The 20,622-nt window shown below is 71.3% G+C and carries 5 protein-coding genes; all 5 read right to left on the bottom strand.

Features of this window, described 5'->3' with window-relative positions:
* Positions 1–71 precede the first annotated feature (71 nt).
* Positions 72–1,706, bottom strand: coding sequence for a PucR family transcriptional regulator (locus SD37_RS17125; protein WP_145926648.1), 1,635 nt, complete (start codon positions 1,704–1,706; stop codon positions 72–74).
* A gap of 181 nt (positions 1,707–1,887) precedes the next feature.
* Positions 1,888–3,438, bottom strand: coding sequence for a sigma-70 family RNA polymerase sigma factor (locus tag SD37_RS44155; RefSeq protein ID WP_145926647.1), 1,551 nt, complete (start codon positions 3,436–3,438; stop codon positions 1,888–1,890).
* Positions 3,439–4,080: 642 nt separating this feature from the next.
* Positions 4,081–4,284 carry an MbtH family protein gene (locus SD37_RS17115; protein ID WP_044850572.1) on the bottom strand — a complete coding sequence of 68 codons (204 nt, stop codon included), beginning with the start codon at positions 4,282–4,284 and terminating at the stop codon, positions 4,081–4,083.
* On the bottom strand, positions 4,277–5,551 hold the full coding sequence (locus tag SD37_RS17110) for an MFS transporter (protein ID WP_044850573.1): 1,275 nt from the start codon (positions 5,549–5,551) through the stop codon (positions 4,277–4,279). Before SD37_RS17110 ends, SD37_RS17115 begins: the two co-directional genes overlap by 8 nt.
* A complete protein-coding gene (locus SD37_RS17105; protein ID WP_044850574.1) occupies positions 5,548–20,622 on the bottom strand; it encodes a non-ribosomal peptide synthetase in 15,075 nt (5,024 codons plus the stop codon). The genes SD37_RS17110 and SD37_RS17105 overlap by 4 nt, the downstream gene beginning before the upstream one ends.

The following is a 20,622-nucleotide window of genomic DNA, read 5'->3' as shown; positions in this document are numbered from 1 at the left end:
CCCGGCGGGAGGTCCTTTGTTCGTCCGGACCGAGGAGAGCGGAGGGGAAAGTTCATCCGCGCGGACGGGACTCAGGCTTCTCCGGGCCGCATGCCGTGAAGCAGCAAATGCAGCTGCACCATCGCCGCGAACCGGGCCCGGGGGTCGTCGAGGTCGATTCCGCCCACCTCGGCCAGCCGGCGCAACCGGTAGCGGAAGGTGCTCGGATGCACGTATGCCGCCGCCGACGCGGCGTTGGTGTCCCCGAACGAATCGAGCCAGCACCGCAACGTGTGCACGAACTGGGACTGGTGTTCGCGGTCGTAGGCCAGCAGCCTCGCGATCGGCCCGGTCGCGACATCGCCGCGGGCCGCGGAAAGGTCCGCCAGCTCGAGCATCAGCGCGTCGACGTGCGCGTCCTCGGCCGTGAGCACCCGGTTGGAGCCGCCGTCGGCGAGCAGCACCCGCAACGCCCGGTCCGCCCCGCTGCGGGAGTCGTACAGGCCCGCACCCTCGAAGGCCGGCGGTCCGACGCCGATCACCGCGGAGACCCGGTGCCCGATTCGTTCCAGGAACGCGGTCGCGACGCGTACCGAGCGTTCCTGATGATCGCCGTGGTTTCGGGGCACCGGCACGATTCCGTACACGACGTCGCCGATGAGCGCGACCGCCGAGCGCGGCTGGACCGCGCTCAGATGCATGGCGAGCGCGTCGGCGACCCGTTGGCGTTCGGTGGCGAGCCAGGGATCGTCGCCTGCCGGGTCGAGCAAACCCATCGCGAGTACGACGGCGGGTTGCCCCAGCAGGCCCAGGCGTGCGACGGCTTCCGGGGCCTGACGTCCGCCTTCGAGGGCGGTGCTCACCAGATCGGCGCGCAGCCGGCGTTCGACATCGGATCCGGCGCGCAGGCGGAGCAGATGCAACGCCACGATCTTCGAAGCGTCCGTCAGCGCCACCGCGCGTTCCTCGCTCAGCGCGTGATCGACCACGGCCCAGATCGAGCCGAGCACCTCATCGCCCGCCCGGACGGCGACCACCACCCGGGGACGGTTCTCGCCCTCGTCGTCGTCCGGATCGAAATAGACCGGTCCCGTCTCGCTGTAGAGGCGGTCGAAGAAGCCGCTCTTCTCCAGGCCACGGGTGTAGCGCTCCGGCACCTGGCGGCCGAGGATCGTTTCGACCCGCGGCGGATCGGTTTCGTCCTGGCGGCCGGAGAACGCGAGCACCCGCGAGTCACGGTCCTCGATGGTGATCGGCGCGTCGAGCAGCGCGGCGATCGCGTTGGCGAGCGCGAACAGGTCGCCGGCCGGGATTCCGCCGAGTGCCTGCGGGGAGACGTCGCCGACGTCGCCCTCGGCCAGCAACGTGCGGAGCATCGCGGCCAGCTGCGTCCACGACGCCCTGTTCGCCAGCCCGAGCAACGCGACGCCGGAGGACGCCGCCGCCCGCGCCGGTCCGGCCGGAGCGGACACCGGCGAACGCACGACCAGCGCGGACGCGCCGCGTTCGCCGAGTTCGTGCAGCAGCTTGACGATCTCCTCGGGATCGCGCACCCCGACCCCGAGCACCACAGCCCGCTCGGGGAACTCGGCGTCGTCGTACGGGTCGTGGATCACCACGCCGCCGAGGTGGCGACGGGCGGCCCGGCCGACCGCGATCGGCTCGAGGAGCACGTCCCCGAGTGCTTCGATGACGCGGCTCAGACTCGTATGCGGTTTGCTCGGCACCGGTGTCCGCACTCCCGAAGGTCGATCCGGCCTCGCCCGGACCGGCTGGTGAGGACCCTAGGAGGATTCGGGGGCTCCCCGTTCGTCCCGCCGGACGAATCCCGGGGTGAAGTTCCTCCGGGAGAACCAACCGGGAAGAGCTGCCGGGGAACCCGCCGCACGGTCGACGAGCGGAACGGCGTCATTTCTTCCCCTTGACGGTGAGGGGTACCTCCACCCGGACCGCGCCGGTGGTGGCCGTGAGGGTGCCGTCGGCGGCTTTCGGCCCGGCGAGCAGGCGGAAGACGAACGTCACCGAAGTGTCTGGCGGGAGCTGCTGCTTCGCGGTACAGGTCACGGTGCCGCTGCCCGCGGGGCAGCCGATCGATCCGGCCGGAGGGTCGCCCGGTCCGACCACCTTCACGCCGTCCGGCAGGGTCAGGGTCACCGTCATGGGCGCGGCGGGCGCCGAACCGGTGTTGCGGACGGTGATCGGGAAGTCCGAGGGTGGCCCGCCGGTGGACATCGTGAACCCGCTGGGCCCCTCCGCGACCAGCGAGGGCGCGGTGGCCGCCGTGGTGGTCGTGGTGGTCACCGGCGTGGTGGCGCTCGGCCGGCCGGTCGTGGACGGCGTCGTAGCGCCAACGGTCGAAGTCGGCGCGGACGCCCCGCCCGGTGGTGGCGTGGTCGGAGTGCCCGCACTGCTGCTGGACGCGGGTGGTGCGGCGGCGGTCGCGGGGGCTCCCGCCCGGGGCGGCGGGCCGAGCGTCCCGATCCCCACGGCGACGGCGAACACGACAGCCGAGGCCGCCGCGCCGAGCACTGCGGGCGCGGTGACGGCGGACGCACTCGCCTTGGCCGTCGCGGCCAGATAACCGGCGGCGCCCGCGCCGAGCACGATCGGGGCGACGATGCCCCGCAACGCGCCGTTGACGTCGGCCAGTTCGGTGGCGACGGCCTGGCAGGCGGCGCACTCGTCCAAATGGGCGTTGAGCTGGATGGATTCACGCCGGGACAGGCCGCCACGAGTCCACGCGCCCAGTTTGCCGACCGCCGCCTGGCACCGTTCGGCGGGCTCGCCCGTGACATGAGCCTGGAGATACGCCTTCCGCAGGCCCTCGCGGGCCCGGTAAGCAAGCGCGGCGACGCCGTTGGGGGTGAGCCCGAACGTCGACGCGAGTTCGTCCGGCGATCGGTTCTCGATCGCGGTATGCCACAACACGTTCTGCCAGCGCTCGGGAAGGTCGGCGAACGCCCTGGTGATCAGTGCGCGTTCCAGGCCCGCGACCGCCGTGTCGCGGAAGGGCAGGCTGGTGACCCGCTCCGCGCCGGGAACCGCTTCCAGGTCGTCGGCCAGTTCGAGCCGACGCTGCTGCCGGAAACGGTCGTAGGCGGCGTAGCGCACTGTCGTGAGCAGATAGGGGCGGAACGCCGAGCCGGGTCCGCCGCCCGCGCGCAGGGTGATGAGTACCTTCGCGAAGGCGTCCGACACCAGGTCTTCGGCGTCGGCCGACGACTTCGCCAGCTGAAGAGCCAGATTCCGGGCGGCCTGGACGTGGCGGGCATAGAGGCTGCCGTACGCCTGAACGGTCCCGCCGCGCACGGCCTCGATCAGTTCGGCATCGGAGAGCGGGCTCGGCTGCTCTCCGATGCCGAGAGCGTCGTCGAGGTCGGCGCGCATCGCGTTCGCGTCACCGGCACGCCACCGCTCCACGTCGCGTTCGTCGAGGTGCCCGAGCACAGGCGTCGCCACTTTCCGGATGCCAAGGATGATGAGCGTTCCACTCGGCCCTGTCCAGGGCTCCGCTCACCTTGCCACGCCCTTCGCCACCGGTCATCAGGCCGATACCGCACTGGGCGATGTGCAGGCAACCGGTTACGCCGGATGGAGCAGGACGATGTCCGCACTCGCTCAAGGGCCGAAGTGCCGTGTTCGCCAAATGCGTGGCTCCGGTGACCAAGTGCCGGAGCCACGCACCTGCCCATGTCCGTGCGCCGGCGCACGGGGGTCGAGTTCGGCGCGTCTACCGCTTGAGAGGTAAGGCAAACGTGGCGTGATCGGCTCGATGCCGTGAAGGTCCCCTTGCCTACCCTCAAGGTAGGGAAGGAGGCCTTCACTACTTGGCGGCCTACGTGGGACTCCCTCGCGAGACGGGGCCTGTCCGCGAAGGACAGTTTCGGCGACTCGGCGTCCGGTTGATGCCTGAATGCACGTTCCTGAACAGGGTCGTGAGTGGCAAAGAGCGTTCTAACGCTCCTTGCCACTCACGACCACCTCGCGAAACCGCACAAACGACCCAAGCCGGACACTTATCCTCAGAAGAGTGTCGCTCGGAGCCGCGGCCCGGCTTCCGCCAGCCAGTCCGGACGCTCGTCGGGGCACGACATCTTTGTCTTACCCCTCAAGCGAAGCCATCCGTTCGCGGAGGCTGCGGGGGCGCATGTCGGTCCAGACCTCGTCGACGTGGTCCATGCACTCTTGACGGCTGCCCCGGTGGCCGGTGGCGCGCCAGCCCGCCGGGATCTCCTTGTCCGACGGCCAGAGGGAGTACTGCTCTTCGTCGTTGATCAAGACCTGGTAGGTGTTTTCGTCAGCCATTCGACTTTCCTTTCGTGTCCAGCATTTCTGGTTCTTCGGGCAGGTCCGCGGTGGTCTCGTCGACACGACGGGGGAACCGGCGCAGTGTGGGGTTGAAGGTGGCGAGAAGCGTGACCACGGCGATCGCGCCCGCGCAGACGAGCACGGCGGTGCCGCCCGGCACCGCGTCGACCAGCCAGCCGCCGAGCGCCGGACCCGCCGCGGCGGCCAGGCCGCCGGTCACGCCCATCACGCCGCCGAGCCGTCCGCGCATCGCGTCAGGGGTGAGCAGCAACTGGTAGGTGCTGATGGTGGTGTTGGCGGCAGGCGGGAGGAACGCCATCGCCGCGAACAGCAGGCCCATCAGGTATCCATTGTGGACGAACACCGCCAGCGGGGTGAGCACGGTCAAGGCCCAGAAGACGCTGATGATCAGCACGTACGGGCTGAGCTTGCGGTGCAGGTACGGCGCCGCGAGCGCGCCGAGGATGCCGCCGCCGCCGAGCATCGCGGCCATCACGCCGATCTCCCCCGCCGGGACACCGCGCGAGTCCGCCAGCACGATGATCACCAGGTAGTACGCGCTGAAGAACAGGTTCAGGCAGATCGCGCACACCGCGGTGATCCGCACGTGCGGCTGGCGCCACACCCAGCGCAAGCCCGCGACGATCTCCCGGCCCAGATGAGGGGTCGCCGTCCGGTGTTCCACCGGCTTCGGCGGCAGCCGCACGAACAGCAGGGCGGCGAACGCGAGCACATGGGCGATCACGTCGAAGACGAACGGCACCATCCGGCCGAGGGCGAACAGGAATCCCCCGAGCGCCGTGCCCGACAGCTGCCCGGCGCTCGACCGCGCCGCGTTCATCGCCACCGCCGACGGCACCTGGTCCACGGTGACCAGCCGGGGCAGGCTCGCCTCCTCGGCGGGTTCGAACAGCGCGCGGCACAATCCCATCACCGCGGCGACGGCGATCATCATCGCCACGTTCGCCACCCCCCACCACAGCGCCGCGACCAGCGCGGCGGCCGCGAGACCCTGCACGGCCTCGCAGGCGAGCATGATCTTCTTGCGGTTCCAGCGATCCACCAGTGCCCCGGCGGGCAGCCCGGCGGCGAGCTGGGCGATCGCGACCGCGCCGAGCACCAGACCGGATTGCGCCGCCGAGCCGGTCACGGCCAGCACCAGCAGCGGGAAGGCGATCATCGACGTGCTGAAACCGGTCTCGGAGATGACCTGGCCGCCCCACAACAGGCGGTAGTCGCGGTTGCGCGACAGCAGCGTCGTCATGCTCGCCCTCCCCGGCAGTCCTGGGCCATCCGGCGCAGGGCCGTGGCGAAGTCCGCGGCGACCGCCTCCACCGTCGCCCGGTCGTGCCGGTCCGGGCGGTGGAACCAGGAGAATTCGAGCCGTCCGTCCTGGACGCCGCCGACCACCTCCAGCAGATGGCCACCCGGGTCCGCCGGATCCTGCTCGCGGCCGATCGGCGCGTGCGAGGCCCGGTAAAGCCCGGTTCCGGCGGCGGTGTCGTCGCCCTGCCCGAGGTAGTTGAACGAGATCTGCGGGGAACGCCCGCCCAGCTCGGGGAACCGCAGGTAGCGCAGCGCACCGAAACCGAAGCCGTTGCCGGGCACCGCCCGCAGTTGCCTGCGCACGGACTTCACCAGGTCACGCCAGCGCGGCTCGTCCGCGGTGGTGACTTCGAGCGCCAGCGGGAACAGCGTGGTGAACCAGCCGACCGTGCGGGTGAGGTCGACGTCGTCGAAGATCTCCTCCCGGCCGTGGCCCTCCAGATCCACGGCGACCTGCTCCTCACCCGTCCACCGCGCCAGCGCCCAGGCCAGCGCCGCGAGGAGGACGTCGTTGATGCGGGTGCGGTAGGCGCCAGGGGCGAGGTGCAACAGCGCGTCGGTGTCGCCGGCGTCGAGCCGGACGGTCACGGACTCCGCCGGGGTGCCGGGGACCGGCGTCGCCCGGTCGACGGGCAGTTCACCGGCGGGCAGCGCCCGCGACCAGTGGTCACGCTCGTGGTCGAGACCGCCGCCGTCGACGAACTCCCGCAGCCGTCGCGACCAGTCCCGGAACGACGTCGTCTTCGCGCCGAGGTCGACGGGTTCGCCGCCGGCCGTCTGCCGGTAGGCCCGATCGAGATCTTCCAGCAGGATCCGCCAGGACACCGCGTCGATCACCAGGTGGTGCGCGGCCAGGAACAACAGCGGCCCCGGCTCGCGGGTGAACAGCACGGCCTTGAGCAGCGGTGGCGCGGACAGGTCGAACCCGGAGTGCGCCTCGTCGGCGATTTCCTCCATCAGCGCCCGCCGGTCCCGCTCGTCCACTGTGGACATGGTCTCGATCCGCAACGCCGTCGGCGGCCCGACGGGATCGTTGTGCTGCCGCCATTCCCCCTCGACGCGCTCGAACCGCATCCGCAGCGCGTCGTGGTGTGCGACGACGGCGTCGAGTGCCTGCCGCAGCACCGCCGGGTCCACCGCCGGATCCAGTTCCACGAGAACGGACTGGTTGAAATGGTGCGGGCTGGCGGTGTGCACGTCGAAGAACCACCGCTGGATCGGGGTCAGCGGTACTTCCCCGGCGACGGCCTCCCGCTCCTCCGGTTCGGCTTCGACGGGGGTGACGACCTTCGCCAGTTCCGCGACGGTCCGGTGCCGGAACAACGCCTTCGACGTCATCCGCCAGCCCGCCTGCCGGGCGCGGTGCACCACCTGGATGCTGAGGATGGAATCCCCGCCCAGCTCGAAGAATCCGTCGTGGGCACCGACCCGGTCGAGGCCGAGGACTTCGGCCCAGATGCCGGCGAGTGCCCGTTCCACCGGCCCCTCCGGTTCGGTGAACGTCGTCGCGGCCACCGGCGCCTCCGGCTCGGGCAGCGCGTTGCGGTCCAGTTTGCCGTTGCGGTTCAACGGAAGCGCGTCGAGCGGCACGAACGCCGACGGGATCATGTACTCGGGCAGCGAACGGCCGAGGAACTCCCGCAGGGTGGCCGCGTCCGGGAGGTCCGCCGCGGGCACCGGGTAGGCGACCAGCCGCGCCTGCCCGTCGTCCCGGCGGGCCACGACGACGGCTTCGGTCACGTCGGGATGGCTCCGCAAGGCGGCTTCGACCTCTCCCGGCTCGATCCGGAAGCCCCGGATCTTGACCTGCTCGTCGACACGGCCGAGGCAGACCAGTTCGCCGTCGTGCCGCCGGATCACGACGTCGCCGGTGCGGTACATCCGCTCCCCCGGCTCGCCGAACGGGCACGCGAGGAACCCGGCCGCGGTCAGCCCCGGCAGCTCGAAGTACCCGCGGGCCAGGCCGTCACCCGCGACATACAGCTCGCCCGCGATCCCGGCGGGAACCGGGTTCAGCCGGGCGTCGAGCACGTACAGCCGCGTGTTCCAGATCGGATGCCCGATCGGGACCGCGCCCGCGGCCAGTTCCTGTCCCGGCCCGACCCGGTACTCCATGCAGCCGACGGTGGTCTCGGTCGGGCCGTACTCGTTGATCACCACCACGCCGGGGTGGTCCGCGCGCCAGGCGTCGGCCACCGAGCCGAGCAGCTGGTCCCCACCGACCACCAGCTCGCCGGTCGGCGACAGATCGTCGTCGTCCATGAGATCGAGGAGCGGCAGATGACCCGGCGTGGCCTTGAGGAAGGTGGGCGGCCGCTGTGCCGGGGTGCCCGCCACCCGGATCCGGCCGCCGGTGAGCAGCGGGCCGTAGAGCGTGGTCACCGTGAGGTCGAAGGAGACCGACGAGTGCAGCACGGCCGTTCCGCTCAGGCTGGGATACGCCTCGGCCGCCCAGCGGAGGAAGTTCAGCAGCCCGCCGTGGGTGGTGATCACGCCCTTGGGCTTGCCGGTCGACCCGGACGTGTAGATCACGTAGGCGGGGTGGTCGGGCAAGGGCCGAACTCCGGGGTCGGTCTCCGGCCACCCCGCGGTGTCCAGTACCGCTTCCCGGTCGTCGAGCACCGTCAAGGGCCGGGAGTCGCCGAGCACGGCGGAAACGCGTTCCGGCGGGTACATCGGGTCGATCGGGACGTAGGCGGCACCGGATTTGAGCACGGCGAGCAACGCCACCAGCAGTTCGGCCGAGTTCGGCAGCACGAGCCCGATCCGGTGTTCCGGCCCGGCCCCGGCCGCGATCAGCCGGTGGGCCAGCCGGTTGGCGTGCCGCTCCAGCTCGGCATAGGTGAGGGTGACGCCGACGTCGGTGACCGCGGGCGCGTCCGGGGTCCGCTCGGCCTGTGCCCGCACCAGTTCCGGCAGGGTGGCCGCGCCCAGCGGCCGCCGGGTGTCGTTCAGCGTGTGCACCAGATGGTGCCGTTCACCGGCGGTCAGCAGCGGCAGTTCGCCGAGCGGACGGTCCGGGGCGGCGGTGACGCCTTCGAGGATGAGCCGCAGCCGGCCGGTCAGCCGTTCGATGGTGGCCTGGTCGAACAGGTCGGTGTTGTAGTTGACGGCGCCGCGCAGGCCGCCGTCGTGTTCCTCGAACTGCACGAGCAGGTCGAACGCCGCCGTCGCCGAGGGCAGTGCGATCTCCTCGGCGGCGAGAGCGCCGCCTTCGGGCACCGGGTCGCCGGTGTTCTGCAAGGCCACCATCGCCTGGAACAGCGGCGTACGACTGACGTCACGCTCGGGTTGCACGGCGTCCACGACCCGCTCGAACGGCACGTCCTGGTGGGCGAAGGCGCCGAGAACGGTCTCCCGGACAGAGGTCAGCAGCTCCCGGAACGTTCTCTTGGCGTCCACTGTGGACCGCAGCACCAGGGTGTTGACGAAGAAACCGATCAGCCGTTCCAGTTCCGGCCGGTCCCGGCCGGACGTCACCGTGCCCACCGCGACGTCGTCCTGCCCCGACCACCGGCCCAGCAGCACCTGGCAGGCGGCGACCAGCGTCATGAACAACGTGCCGTCCTGACCTCTGGCGAGCTTCTTGAGCGCGGTGACCAGTCCGGACGGGACCTCGAACGCGTACCAGTCGCCGTTCGTGGTGCGCACCGCGGGCCGGGGCCGGTCGGTCGGCGGTTCCAGCGGCGGCACGCCGTCGAGCCGGTCGCGCCAGTAGCCGAGCTGCTCCGCCAGCAGTTCGCCTTCGACGACCTGCCGCTGCCACACGGCGAAGTCGGCGTACTGGATCGGCAACTCCGGCAGCTCCGCCTCCGTGCCGCGGACGAACGCCGTGTAGAGCGCGTCGAGGTCGCCGACGAGCACGCCGGACGACCAGCCGTCGGTGACGATGTGGTGCAGCGTCAGCGTGAGCACGTGCTCGTCCGGCGCCAGCCGGATCAGCCTCGCCCGCAGCAGCGGGCCGGTCCGCAGGTCGAACGGCTGCCGCACCTCGCGCTCCAGCGTCCGGTGCAGCGCGGCTGATCTGTCCTCTTCGGACAGTCCACTGAGGTCGTCCAGCGGCAGTCCCACCGCGTACGGCGCGCCGACGCGCTGGACACCGTGCCCGCTGTCCGCGTCGAACGTCGTCCGCAGTGCCTCGTGCCGGGCGACCAAGGCGGTCAGCGCGTCGGCCAGCGCCGCGACATCGAGCTCGCCACGCAGCCGCAAGGCCGTCGGCGACACGTATTCCACGCTGCCCGGTTCGTACTCGTCGAGGAACCACAGCCGCTGCTGCGCGAACGACAGCGGCAGCGGGCCGTCGCGATCGGTCACCGGAATGGCCCGGCCCGCCGGCCCTTGCTCGGCCAGCGCGGCTGCGAACCGGCCGAGCACCGGGTCGGAGAACAACGCGCGCGGGGAGACGTCCGTGCCGAACGCGGCCCGGACCCGCGACACGATCCGCATGCTGAGGAGGGAGTCGCCGCCCAGTTCGAAAAAGTTGTCCTCGACGCCGACCCGCTCCACTCCGAGCACCTCGGACCAGATCTCGGCCAGCGTGCGCTCGACGGAGGTACGCGGGGCCACGTACGTCCTGCCGGTGCCGCTGCTTTCCGGCGCGGGAAGCGCACGCCGGTCGACCTTGCCGTTGCGGGTCAGCGGCAGCCGGTCGAGCACCACGAAGGCGGACGGCACGAGGTGGGCGGGCACGGTGCGGCGCAGCCAGGCCCGCAGATCGGTGCTGTCGGGTCCCTCGTCGTCGAGCACGACGTAGGCGGCCAGCCGCCGGTTCCCCGGCTCGTCTTCGCGGGCGATGACGACGGCCTCGGCGACGGCGGGGTGCCCGAGGAGAGCGGCTTCGATCTCGCCCGGCTCCACGCGGAAACCTCGGATCTTGACCTGCTCGTCGAGCCTGCCCAGGTAGTCCAGTTCGCCGCCGGTCGTCCAGCGGACGCGGTCGCCCGTCCGGTACAGCCGCTCGCCCGGCCCGCCGAACGGGTTCGCGAGGAAGCGATCCGCGGTGAGGCCAGGGCGCCCGAGGTAGCCGCGGGCGAGCTGGAGCCCGGCGAGATACAGCTCGCCCGGGACACCGGCCGGGACCGGCGAGAGCGAGCGATCCAGCACGTAGGCCCGCACGTTCCCGCCCGGCCGCCCGATCAGCGGCCTGTCCCCGTGCACGCGGCGGAACACCGAGTCCACCGTGACCTCGGTGGGGCCGTAATAGTTGTAGACGGCCGTGCCGGGGATGCCCGCCAGGTCACGCCACAACGTCTCGCCGATCGCCTCGCCGCCGACCATCAGGGTGCCGGGCCGGTGCGCACCGGCCAGCAGCCCGTCGGCCAGCAACTGCTGGAGGTAGGACGGCGTGAGGTCGAGGAAATCGATCCGCCGCTCGTCGACGTAGCGGGCGACGGCGCGCGGATCGACGCGGGTGTCGTCGTCGAGGACGTGCAACTCGTGTCCGTCCAGAAGGAACAGCAGGCCGTCCCAGGAGGTGTCGAAGGAGAACGCGGCGGTCAGGGCCGCGCGCATCCGGGTCTCGGTGGCATCGGCCAGGTAGACGCGGCGATGGTCGGCCAGCAGGTTGAGCAGGGCGCGGTGCTCGACGACCACGCCTTTGGGCAGCCCGGTCGACCCGGACGTGTAGATGACGTACGCGGCGTGATCGGCTTCGGCGCCGGGTAACCCGGCCGGTGAGGGCCGGTCGCACCAGTCGCGGATCGGGGCCGGGTCGTCGAGGACCACAGCCGGGCTCGCGTCCCGCAGCAGCCATTCGAGCCGGGTGGCGGGCAGGTCCGGGTCCACCGGCAGGTACACCGCGCCCGCCTTGAAGATCGCGAGGACCGCGATGACCGATTCGACCGAACGGGGCAGCACCACGGCGACCACCCGCTCCGGACCGGCGCCCCGCGCGATCAGGTGGCCTGCCAGCCGATCCGACCGCTCGTCCAGCTCCGTGAAGTCCAGGACGGTGTCCCGGAAGACCAAAGCGGTCGCGTGCGGGGCGCGGGCCACGTGGGCGCGGAACACGTCCAGCACCGTGCCCCCGGGAACGTCGATCGCGGTGTCGTTCCAGTCCACCAGCAGCCGTCGGCGCTCCGCGTTCCCGAGCGGGGACAACTCGGTGACGCGGCTGTCCGGTTCCTCGGTGATCCGCCGGACCAGCCTGGCCAGCTGCCCGGCCAGCCGTTCGGCCGTCGCCGCGTCGAACAGCCGCGGGTCGTAGGACAGCTCCAGTCCGAGCCGTTCGTGCAGATACGCGGTCAGGTTCAGGGGGAAGCTCGTGGTGTCCAGTGAATCGACGTCCCGCACCACGACGCCGTCATCACCCGCCGCGTCGTCGATCGGGTAGTTCTCGAAGACGACCACGCTGTCGAACATGCGGGTTCCCGCCGTCACGTCGGTCAGCGCCTGCAGCTGTGCCAGGGACAGGAAGTCGAACCGCCGCGAGTCCGCCTGCTCCGCCTGTGCCCCACGCAGCCAGTCCGCCACGGTCTGTCCACTTCGGACTCGCATCCGGGTGGGCACGGTGTTGATGAACATGCCGATCATCGATTCGACGCCGGGCAGTTCGGCCGGACGCCCGGACACGGTGGTGCCGAACAGCACGTCCTGCTCGCCGCTGTACTGCGCCAGCAGCAGCGCCCAGGCGCCCTGCACCACGGTGTTGACGGTCAGCGCCGTGCGCTTCGCCATCGCGTGCAGCCGCCGTGACTCCTCGGGGGAGAGTTCGAGCAGCACCGTTTCGCCCGATTCGGCGCGGTGGGCCTCGACCGGCGGGCGGTCGTACGGCAACGGCGTGGGTGCCTCGACACCGGCGAGGACGTGCTGCCAGTAGCGTTCGGCCTCCTGGCCGTCCTGCTCCGCCAGCCAGCCGAGGTAGTCGCGGAACGGGCGGCGGGACGGCACTTCCGGCCGCCGCCCGCCGACGAGGGCCGCGTACCGCTCGCACACCTCGCCGAAGATCTGCGCGGTGCTCCAGCCGTCGAGCAGGACATGGTGCGAGGTCCATACGCACTGGACCTCGTCGTCGGTCAGCCGGGCGATCGCCAGGCGCATCAGCGGCGCGGCCGTCAGGTCCATGCCCGCGGCGAGGTCGTCCGCCAGCAACTCCGTCAACGCGTTCTGTCGGTCCTCTTCGGACAGTCCACGCCAGTCGAGCTGCCGGACCGGCACCGCGACGTGGCGCCGGACCACCTGCAACGGCTTGTCGACGCCCTCCCACACCACGTGACTGCGCAGGATCGGCGTCCGGTCGACGAGCTGCTGCCAGGCTTGGCCGAACAAGACGGGCTCGGCGACACCGGAGAGCCGGAGCCGGAACTGGTCGAAGTACGCCGTCGAATCCGCGTCGACGAGGCTGTGGAAGACCATGCCCGCCTGCAGCGGGGTCAACGGGTAGATGTCCTCGACGTCTCCGCCGTCGCCGGCGATCCGGTCCACTTGGGACTGATCGAGCCTGGCCAGCGGGAAGTCCGACGGCGTGCGGCCCCCGGCGTCCGGCAGGGCGCAGTGCGCGACGACCTCCCGCAGGGCTTCGACCATGCCTTCGGCCAGCCGCCGGACCGTGGCCTCGTCGTGCAGGGCGGCGGAGTACTCCCAGGACAGCCGCAACCGTCCGTCCTCGACGACACCGATGACGTCCAGCAGGTACGTCCGTTCGCTCGCGTCGGCGATGTCCCGGCCGAGCGACTCGTGCCGGTCCTGGTAGAGGCTCTCGCCGGACGGCGCGACATCCCACTGCCCGTGATAGTTGAACGAGATCCGGGGCACCGGGTCGTCCCGCAGCAGGTTCGCCGAGGTTGCTTCCCGGCCGAGATAGCGGAGCGCGTCGTAGCCGACGCCCTTGTTCGGCACCGCGCGCACCTGTTCCTTGACCGACTTCAGCTCCTCGCCCCAGTCCGCGGCCGGGCGCAGGCTCAGCGCGACCGGGAACTGGGCGGTGAACCAGCCGACCGCGCGGGACAGGTCGAGCCCGTCGACGATCTCCTCACGGCCATGGCCTTCCACCGCGATCACCACGCGGTCGCGGCCGGTCCACCCGGCCAGCACCCGGCCGAGCGCCGCCAGCAGGACGTCGTTGACCCGCGTCCGGTAGACCGAGGGAACGTCCTGCAGCAGCGCGGTCGTTTCGGCCCGGCCGAGGCTCGCCGAGACCGTGCGCGCCGAGCCCGCTTCGTTGCGGCCGGGCCGGTCGACCGGCAGCTCCGGACTGGTGTCGCTGAACACGGTCTTCCAGTATTCGAGGTCCTCGTCGAACCCGCCCGCCCGGACGTGGCCTGCCAGCGAACGCGCCCAGGCGGTGTAGGACGTGCCGACCGGTTCGAGGTCTTCACCCCGGTAGGCGGCCTCGATGTCGGCGAGCAGGACACGCCAGGACACGCCGTCCATGACGAGGTGGTGCACGGTGAAGAACAGCCGGGGCGCCTCCTCACCGGGCACGAACACGATCGCCCGCCACAACGGCCCTTCGGTCAGGTTCAGCGAGCTTTGCGCGGCGAGCGCGGCCGCGTGCATCCCGTCCTCGTCCGCGGTGGGCAGCCGAACGATCCGCGGCGCGTTGTCCTCGTCCGGCGCCGGTTCCTGCACCCACTCACCCGCCACCCGCGAGAACCGCATGCGCAGGGCGTCGTGGTGCGTCACCACCCGGCTGACGGCGTCGGTCAGGCGCGTGAGGTCCACGTCCGCCCGGAGTCCGATGTGGACGGACATGGTGAAGTGCCCGTCGTCGAGGCCGGTTTCGAAGAACCACGACTGGATCGGCCCGAGCGGGGCGGGCCCGGACGGCTCCACGGCCCGGACCATCTCCGGTACCACCCGCGCCTCGACGATCGAACCCAGCTCGGCCACGGTCTGATGCAGGAAGATGTCCTTCGACGACAGGGAAAACCCCGCCTTACGCGCTTTCGACACGACCTGGATGCTGAGGATCGAGTCGCCGCCGAGGCCGAAGAAGTTGTCCTCCGCGCCGACCTGTTCGACGCCCAGCACCGCCGAGAACACCTGGGCCAGCTCACGTTCGGCCGGCGTCCGCGGGGCCACGTAACGGCGGCCCGCCGCCACGTGCCCGTCCGGTGCGGGCAGTGCCCGGCGGTCGAGCTTCCTGTTGGCGTTCAACGGAAGTGCGTCGAGACCGACGAACACCGCGGGCACCATATGCGCGGGCAGGGTGCGGCCGAGGAACTCCCGCAGCGCGGTGGTCCCCGGCACCGCGGCGCCCGGCGCCGGGACCAGGTACGCGACCAGCCGCCGGGTGCCGTCCGCCTCGTGGGCCACCACGGCGACCTCGCCGACGTCCGGATGCGTGGCCAGCACGGCTTCGATCTCGCCGAGCTCGATCCGGAAGCCCCGGATCTTGACCTGCTGGTCGGCGCGGCCCTGGTACTCCAGTTCGCCGTCGTGCCGCCGGATCACCACATCCCCGGTCCGGTACATCCGTTCCCCCGGTGCGCCGAAGGGACACGCGACGAACCCGGCCGCGGTCAGTCCCGGCCGTCCGAAGTACCCACGGGCCAGCCCGGCACCGGCGACGTAGAGCTCGCCCGCGACCCCGGTGGGCACCGGGTTCAGCAGCCCGTCGAGCACATACAGCCGCGTGTTCCAGATCGGATGACCGATCGGAACCGCGCCGTCGAACGGCTCCTGCCCCGGCTCGACCCGGTACTCCATGCAGCCGACGGTGGTCTCGGTCGGCCCGTACTCGTTCACCACCACCGCGGTCGGATGGTCCGCGCGCCAGCCTTCGGCCACCGGCCCGAGAAGCTGATCGCCGCCGACCACCAGCTCACCCGTCGGCGACAGGTCGTCCTCGTCCAGCGCCCCGAAGAGCGGCAGATGCCCCGGGGTGGCCTTGAGGAACGTGGGCGGCCGCGGTGAGGGGCTGCCCTCCACCCGAATGTGGCCGCCGGTGAGCAGGGGGCCGTACAACGTGGTCACCGTGAGGTCGAAGGAGACCGACGAGTGCAGCACAGCGGTGCCGCCCAGGCCCGGATACGCGCCGGCCGCCCAGCGGAGGTAGTTCAGCAGTCCGCCGTGGGTGGTGACCACGCCTTTGGGTCTGCCGGTCGACCCGGACGTGTAGATCACGTACGCGGGCAGGCCGGGCAGCGGCCGCACTCCCGGGTCGGTTTCCGGCAGCCCCGCGGTGTCCAGGACCGCCTCGCGGCTGTCGAGCACCACCAACGGCCCGGAATCGTCGAGCATGAACCGGATGCGTTCCGGTGGGTACAGCGGATCGATCGGCACATAAGCAGCACCGGATTTGAGCACGGCCAGCAACGCCACCACCAGTTCGACCGAATTCGGCAGGACGACGGCGACCCGCTGTTCCGGCCCGGCCCCGGCCGCGACAAGCCGGTGAGCCAGCCGATTGGCGTGCCGCTCCAGCTCGCCGTAAGAGAGAGTGACGCCGCCGTCGGTGACCGCGGGCGCGTCCGGGGTCCGCCCGGCCTGTGCCCGCACCAGTTCCGGCAGGGTCGCCTCGTCCAGCGGCCGGGTGGTGTCGTTCAGCGTGTGCAGGAGACGGTGCCGCTCACCGGTGGTCAGCAGCGGCAGTTCGCCGAGCGGGCGGTCCGGGGCGGCGGCGACGCCTTCGAGGACGAGCCGCAGCCCATCCGTCAACCGCTCGATCGTGGCGGTGTCGAACAGATCAGTGTTGTAGTTGACCAGTCCGTCGAGGCGCCCGGCGACCTCCTGGAACTGGATCATCAGTTCGAAGGTCGCGGTCACCACCGGCGGCGCCAGTTCCTCGACGGCCAGCCCAGGCAGCGCCGGCTTTCCCTCGGGCGTGTTGTGCAGCACCACCATGACCTGGCACAGCGGGGTGCGGCTGGTGTCGCGGGCCGGCTGCAGGTCGTCGACCACGCGGTCGAAGGGGACGTCCTGGTGCGCGAAGGCGTCCAGGGTCAGCTCGCGGACGTCGCGGAGGAACGCGTCGAACGGCCGGGAAAGGTCCACTTCGGACCGCAGCACCACTGTGTTGACGAAGAAGCCGATCAGCCCTTCCAGGTCGGTGCGTTCCCGGCCGGAGACGACCGTACCGACGGCGACGTCGTCCTGCCCGGACCAGCGGGCGAGTAACACCTGCGCGGCGGCGAGCAGGGTCATGAACAGCGTGCCGTCCTGCCGCCGGGAGAGTTCCTTCAGCCGCGCGGTGGTTGTTTCCGGGACGCTGAACTCCAGCAGTGCGCCGTTCTTGGTGCGGACGGCAGGGCGGGGACGGTCAGTGGGCAGCTCCAGCGGCGGGACGCCTTCGAGACGATGACGCCAGTACGCCAGCTGCTCGTCCAGCATCGCCCCGGCGAGCCGTTCGCGTTGCCACACCGCGAAGTCGGCGTACTGCACCGGCAGGTCCGGCAGGCTGACCCGTTCACCGTGGACGAAAGCGGTGTACAGCGCGCTCAGCTCTCCCGTGAGCACTCCCGCCGACCAGCCGTCGGTGACGATATGGTGCAGCACCAGCGTGAGCACATGCTCGTCCGGGGCCAGCCGCAGCAGCCGGGTGCGCAGCAGCGGACCGTCGCGCAGATCGAACGGCGCCGTCGACGCTTCGGCCAGTGCGGCCGCCAGTCCGGTAGCTCTGTCCTCTTCGGACAGTCCACTGAGGTCGGTGAGCGGCACGCGGACTTCGGACGGCGGACGCACCACCTGGGTTCCGTGCCCGTCGACGGTGTCGAAAGTGGTGCGCAGGGCCTCGTGCCGGGCCACGAGCGCGGTCAGCGCCCGGTCCAGTGCGCCGGTGTCGAGTTCTCCGCGAAGCCGCAGCGCCGTCGGCGAGACGTACTCGGTACTGCCCGGTTCGAACTCGTCGAGGAACCACAGTCGCTGCTGGGCGAACGAAAGCGGGGCCGTCAACGCACCGTTCGTCCGGTCCAGTAACGGGATCGCGACCTCGCGCCCGCCGGAACCGGGCAGGGCGGCGGCGAGCCGCTCGGGAGTCGGCGCGGTGAACAGCAGCCGCGCCGGGACCTCCGCCCCGAGCACGGCCCGAAGCCGGGACAGGACCCGGATGCCGAGGATCGAATCCCCGCCGAGGTCGAAGAAGTTGTCCTCGATCCCGATCCGCTCGACGCCGAGCACGTCCGCCCAGACGCCGGTCACCAGCCGCTCCACGTCGTCACGCGGGGCGACATACCGCGCGCGGGCGGCCGAGAAGTCCGGTGTCGGCAGGGCGGACTGGTCGAGTTTGCCGTGCCGGGTCAGCGGCAGCCGGTCGAGCGCGACGAAGGCCGAGGGCACCAGATAGTCGGGCAGCGACCCGGCCAGGAAACGCCGCAGCTCGCCGAGGTCCGGGCTTTCCCCGCCCGCTACGAAATAGGCCACGAGCCGCTTGCCGTTCCGGTCCTCCCTCGCCACCACCGCGGCTTCGGCGACCACGGGGTGACGCAGCAGGGCGGCCTCCACCTCACGGGGTTCGACGCGGAACCCGCGGATCTTGACCTGCTCGTCGCACCGGCCGCGGTAGTCCAGCGCTCCGTCGCCGGTCCAGCGGACGAGGTCGCCGGTGGCGTACATCCGGGTGCCGGGTGCACCGAACGGGTCGGCGATGAACCGGTCCGCGGTCAGCCCCGGCCGGCCGAGGTAACCGCGAGCCAGCTGAGCACCGCCGAGGTAGAGCTGTCCCGGTACGCCGAGCGGGACGGGTGACAGCGTCTCGTCGAGGACGTAGACGCGGAAGTTGCCCAGCGGGCGGCCGATCAGCGGCCGGTCACCGGCCACCGGCGTCGACACGGCGTCGACGGTGGTCTCGGTCGGACCGTAGTAGTTGTGGGCGGTCGTTCCCGGCAGCTCCGTCAGCTCGCGCCACAGCGTCGCCCCGATCGCCTCGCCGCCGAGCATCAGGTGCTTCGGGCGGTGCGGTCCCTCCAGCAGCCCGGCGGGGAGCAGCTGCCGCAGATAGGACGGGGTCAGGTCGAGGAAGTCGATCCGGTGGTCGGTGACGTACCGGCTGAGCGCGTCCGGGTCCAGGCGGGTGTCGTCGTCGACCAGATGCAGTTCGTGACCGTCGGCCAGCAGCAGCGGTCCCTCCCATGAGGTGTCGAACGACAACGCCGCCGTGCCCGCCACGCGCAGGCGGCCGGTGCCGAAGACCCGCCGGTGGTTGGCCAGCAGGTTCACCAGCGCGCGGTGTTCGACCACGACGCCTTTCGGTTCGCCCGTCGACCCGGAGGTGTAGATGACATACGCGGCCTGCTCGGGGCGAGGACCGGTGAGCACCGCCGGGGGCCCCGTGCGCTCGAAGTCCTCGTCCACCACCACGACCGGGTCCGCGTCACGCAGCAGCGTCTCGACGCGCTCCGCCGGGAGACCGGGGTCGACCGGCAGGTACACCGCCCCCGCCTTCAGCACGGCGAACAGCGCCACCACGGCCTCGGCGGACCGCGGCAGCATGACGGCGACGATCCGCTCCGGTCCCGCTCCCCGCCGGGCCAGCTCGCCCGCGAGTTCGTCGACGCGCCGGGTCAGCTCCGCGTAGTCCAGCGACTCGTCCCGGAACACCAGAGCGGTCTCGTCCGGCGTCGCCGCGGCCTGGGCGGCGAGAAGGTCCACGACGGTCGTGTCCGGTACGTCGAGACCGGTGTGGTTCCACTCGACGAGCATCCGGCGCAGCTCGTCGGCCGTCGCCAGCGGAAGCTCCGCCAGCGGCCGGTCCGGCCGGGCGGTGACGGCGTCCAGCAGCACCGCCAGATGGGACACCAGCCTGTCGATGGTGTCCGCGTCGAACAGCGCCGTGCTGTATTCGACCAGCCCGGCGAGCACGCCGTCGCGTTCCTCGAACTCGACGGTCAGATCGAAGTTCGACGATTCCCGCGCGACGCCGACGTCTTCGGCCACGAGGCCGTCGAAGGCAGGCTTCGCCCCGGAGGCGCTGTGCAGCAGCACCATCACGTCGAACAGCGGGTTCCGGCTGGGATCGCGGTCCGCGTGCACGGCGTCGACCAGCCGCTCGAAGGGGACGTCGTCGTGGGAGAAGGCGTCAAGCACCGTCTCCCGCACTTCACCCAGCAGTTCGCGGAAGCTCCGCGAGAGGTCCACAGTGGACCGCAGAACCACGGTGTTGACGAAGAACCCGACCACGCGCTGCAGTTCTGGCCGGTCGCGGCCCTGGACGACCGTGCCGACGGCCACGTCCTCCTGACCGGCGTAGCGCGCGAACAGCACCTTGCAGGCCGCGAGCACGACGGTGAACAGCGTGGTCTCGCAGGACCGCGCCAGTTCGGCCAGCCGGGCGGCGGTCTCCCGCGGCAGGCTGAATTCGCGCACTGCGCCCTCGGTGGTCCGGGTCGCCGGCCGCGGCCGGTCGGTGGGCAGTTCCAGCGGGGCGAGCCCGGCCAACCTGTGCTGCCAGTAGGCGAGCCGTTCCGTGAGCATGTCGCCGGTCAGGCGTTTCCGTTGCCACGCGGCGAAGTCGGCGTACTGGACCGGCTGCGGCGGGAGCACGGCCCGCTCTCCGCGGACACCGGCGTTGTACAGCTCGGCGAGTTCGCCGGTGAGCACGCCCATCGACCAGCCGTCGGTGACGATGTGGTGCACGCACATCAGCAGCACATGCTCCTCGGGGCCGGTCCTGCCCAGCCACGCCCGCGCCAACGGCCCACGTTTCAGGTCGAACGGCCGCGAGTACTCCTCCAGCAGCACCCGGTCCAGCGCTTCGGCGGCGACGTCCGCCACCGGCAGCGGCAGGCCCGCCGGCGGATGGATGATCTGGACGCCTTCGCCGTCCACCTCGTCGAAGGTGGTCCGCAACGATTCGTGTCGTTCCACGAGCGCCCGCACCGCTTCCGCCAGTGCCGGGAGGTCGAGCTGTCCGGTGAGCCTCAAGGCCAGCGCGCTGTTGTACTCGGCGTCGTCCGGGTGGAGCCGGTCGAGGAACCACAGCCGCCGCTGGGCGAACGACAGCGGCAGCGGGCGGTCACGATCGGCGGTGGGGAGCACGTCCGCCCGCCCGGCCGCGCCGGCCATCCTGGTGCGCAGCTTCTCCCGCAATTCGGGAGACAGGGCCGCGATACGGTCGGATCTGGATGACGTCAT

The organism is Amycolatopsis orientalis (assembly GCF_000943515.2).
In the GTDB taxonomy this organism is placed as follows: Bacteria; Actinomycetota; Actinomycetes; order Mycobacteriales; family Pseudonocardiaceae; genus Amycolatopsis; species Amycolatopsis orientalis.
Note: the sequence above shows the minus strand (reverse complement) of the source record. Positions and strands in the feature narration are given on the sequence as shown.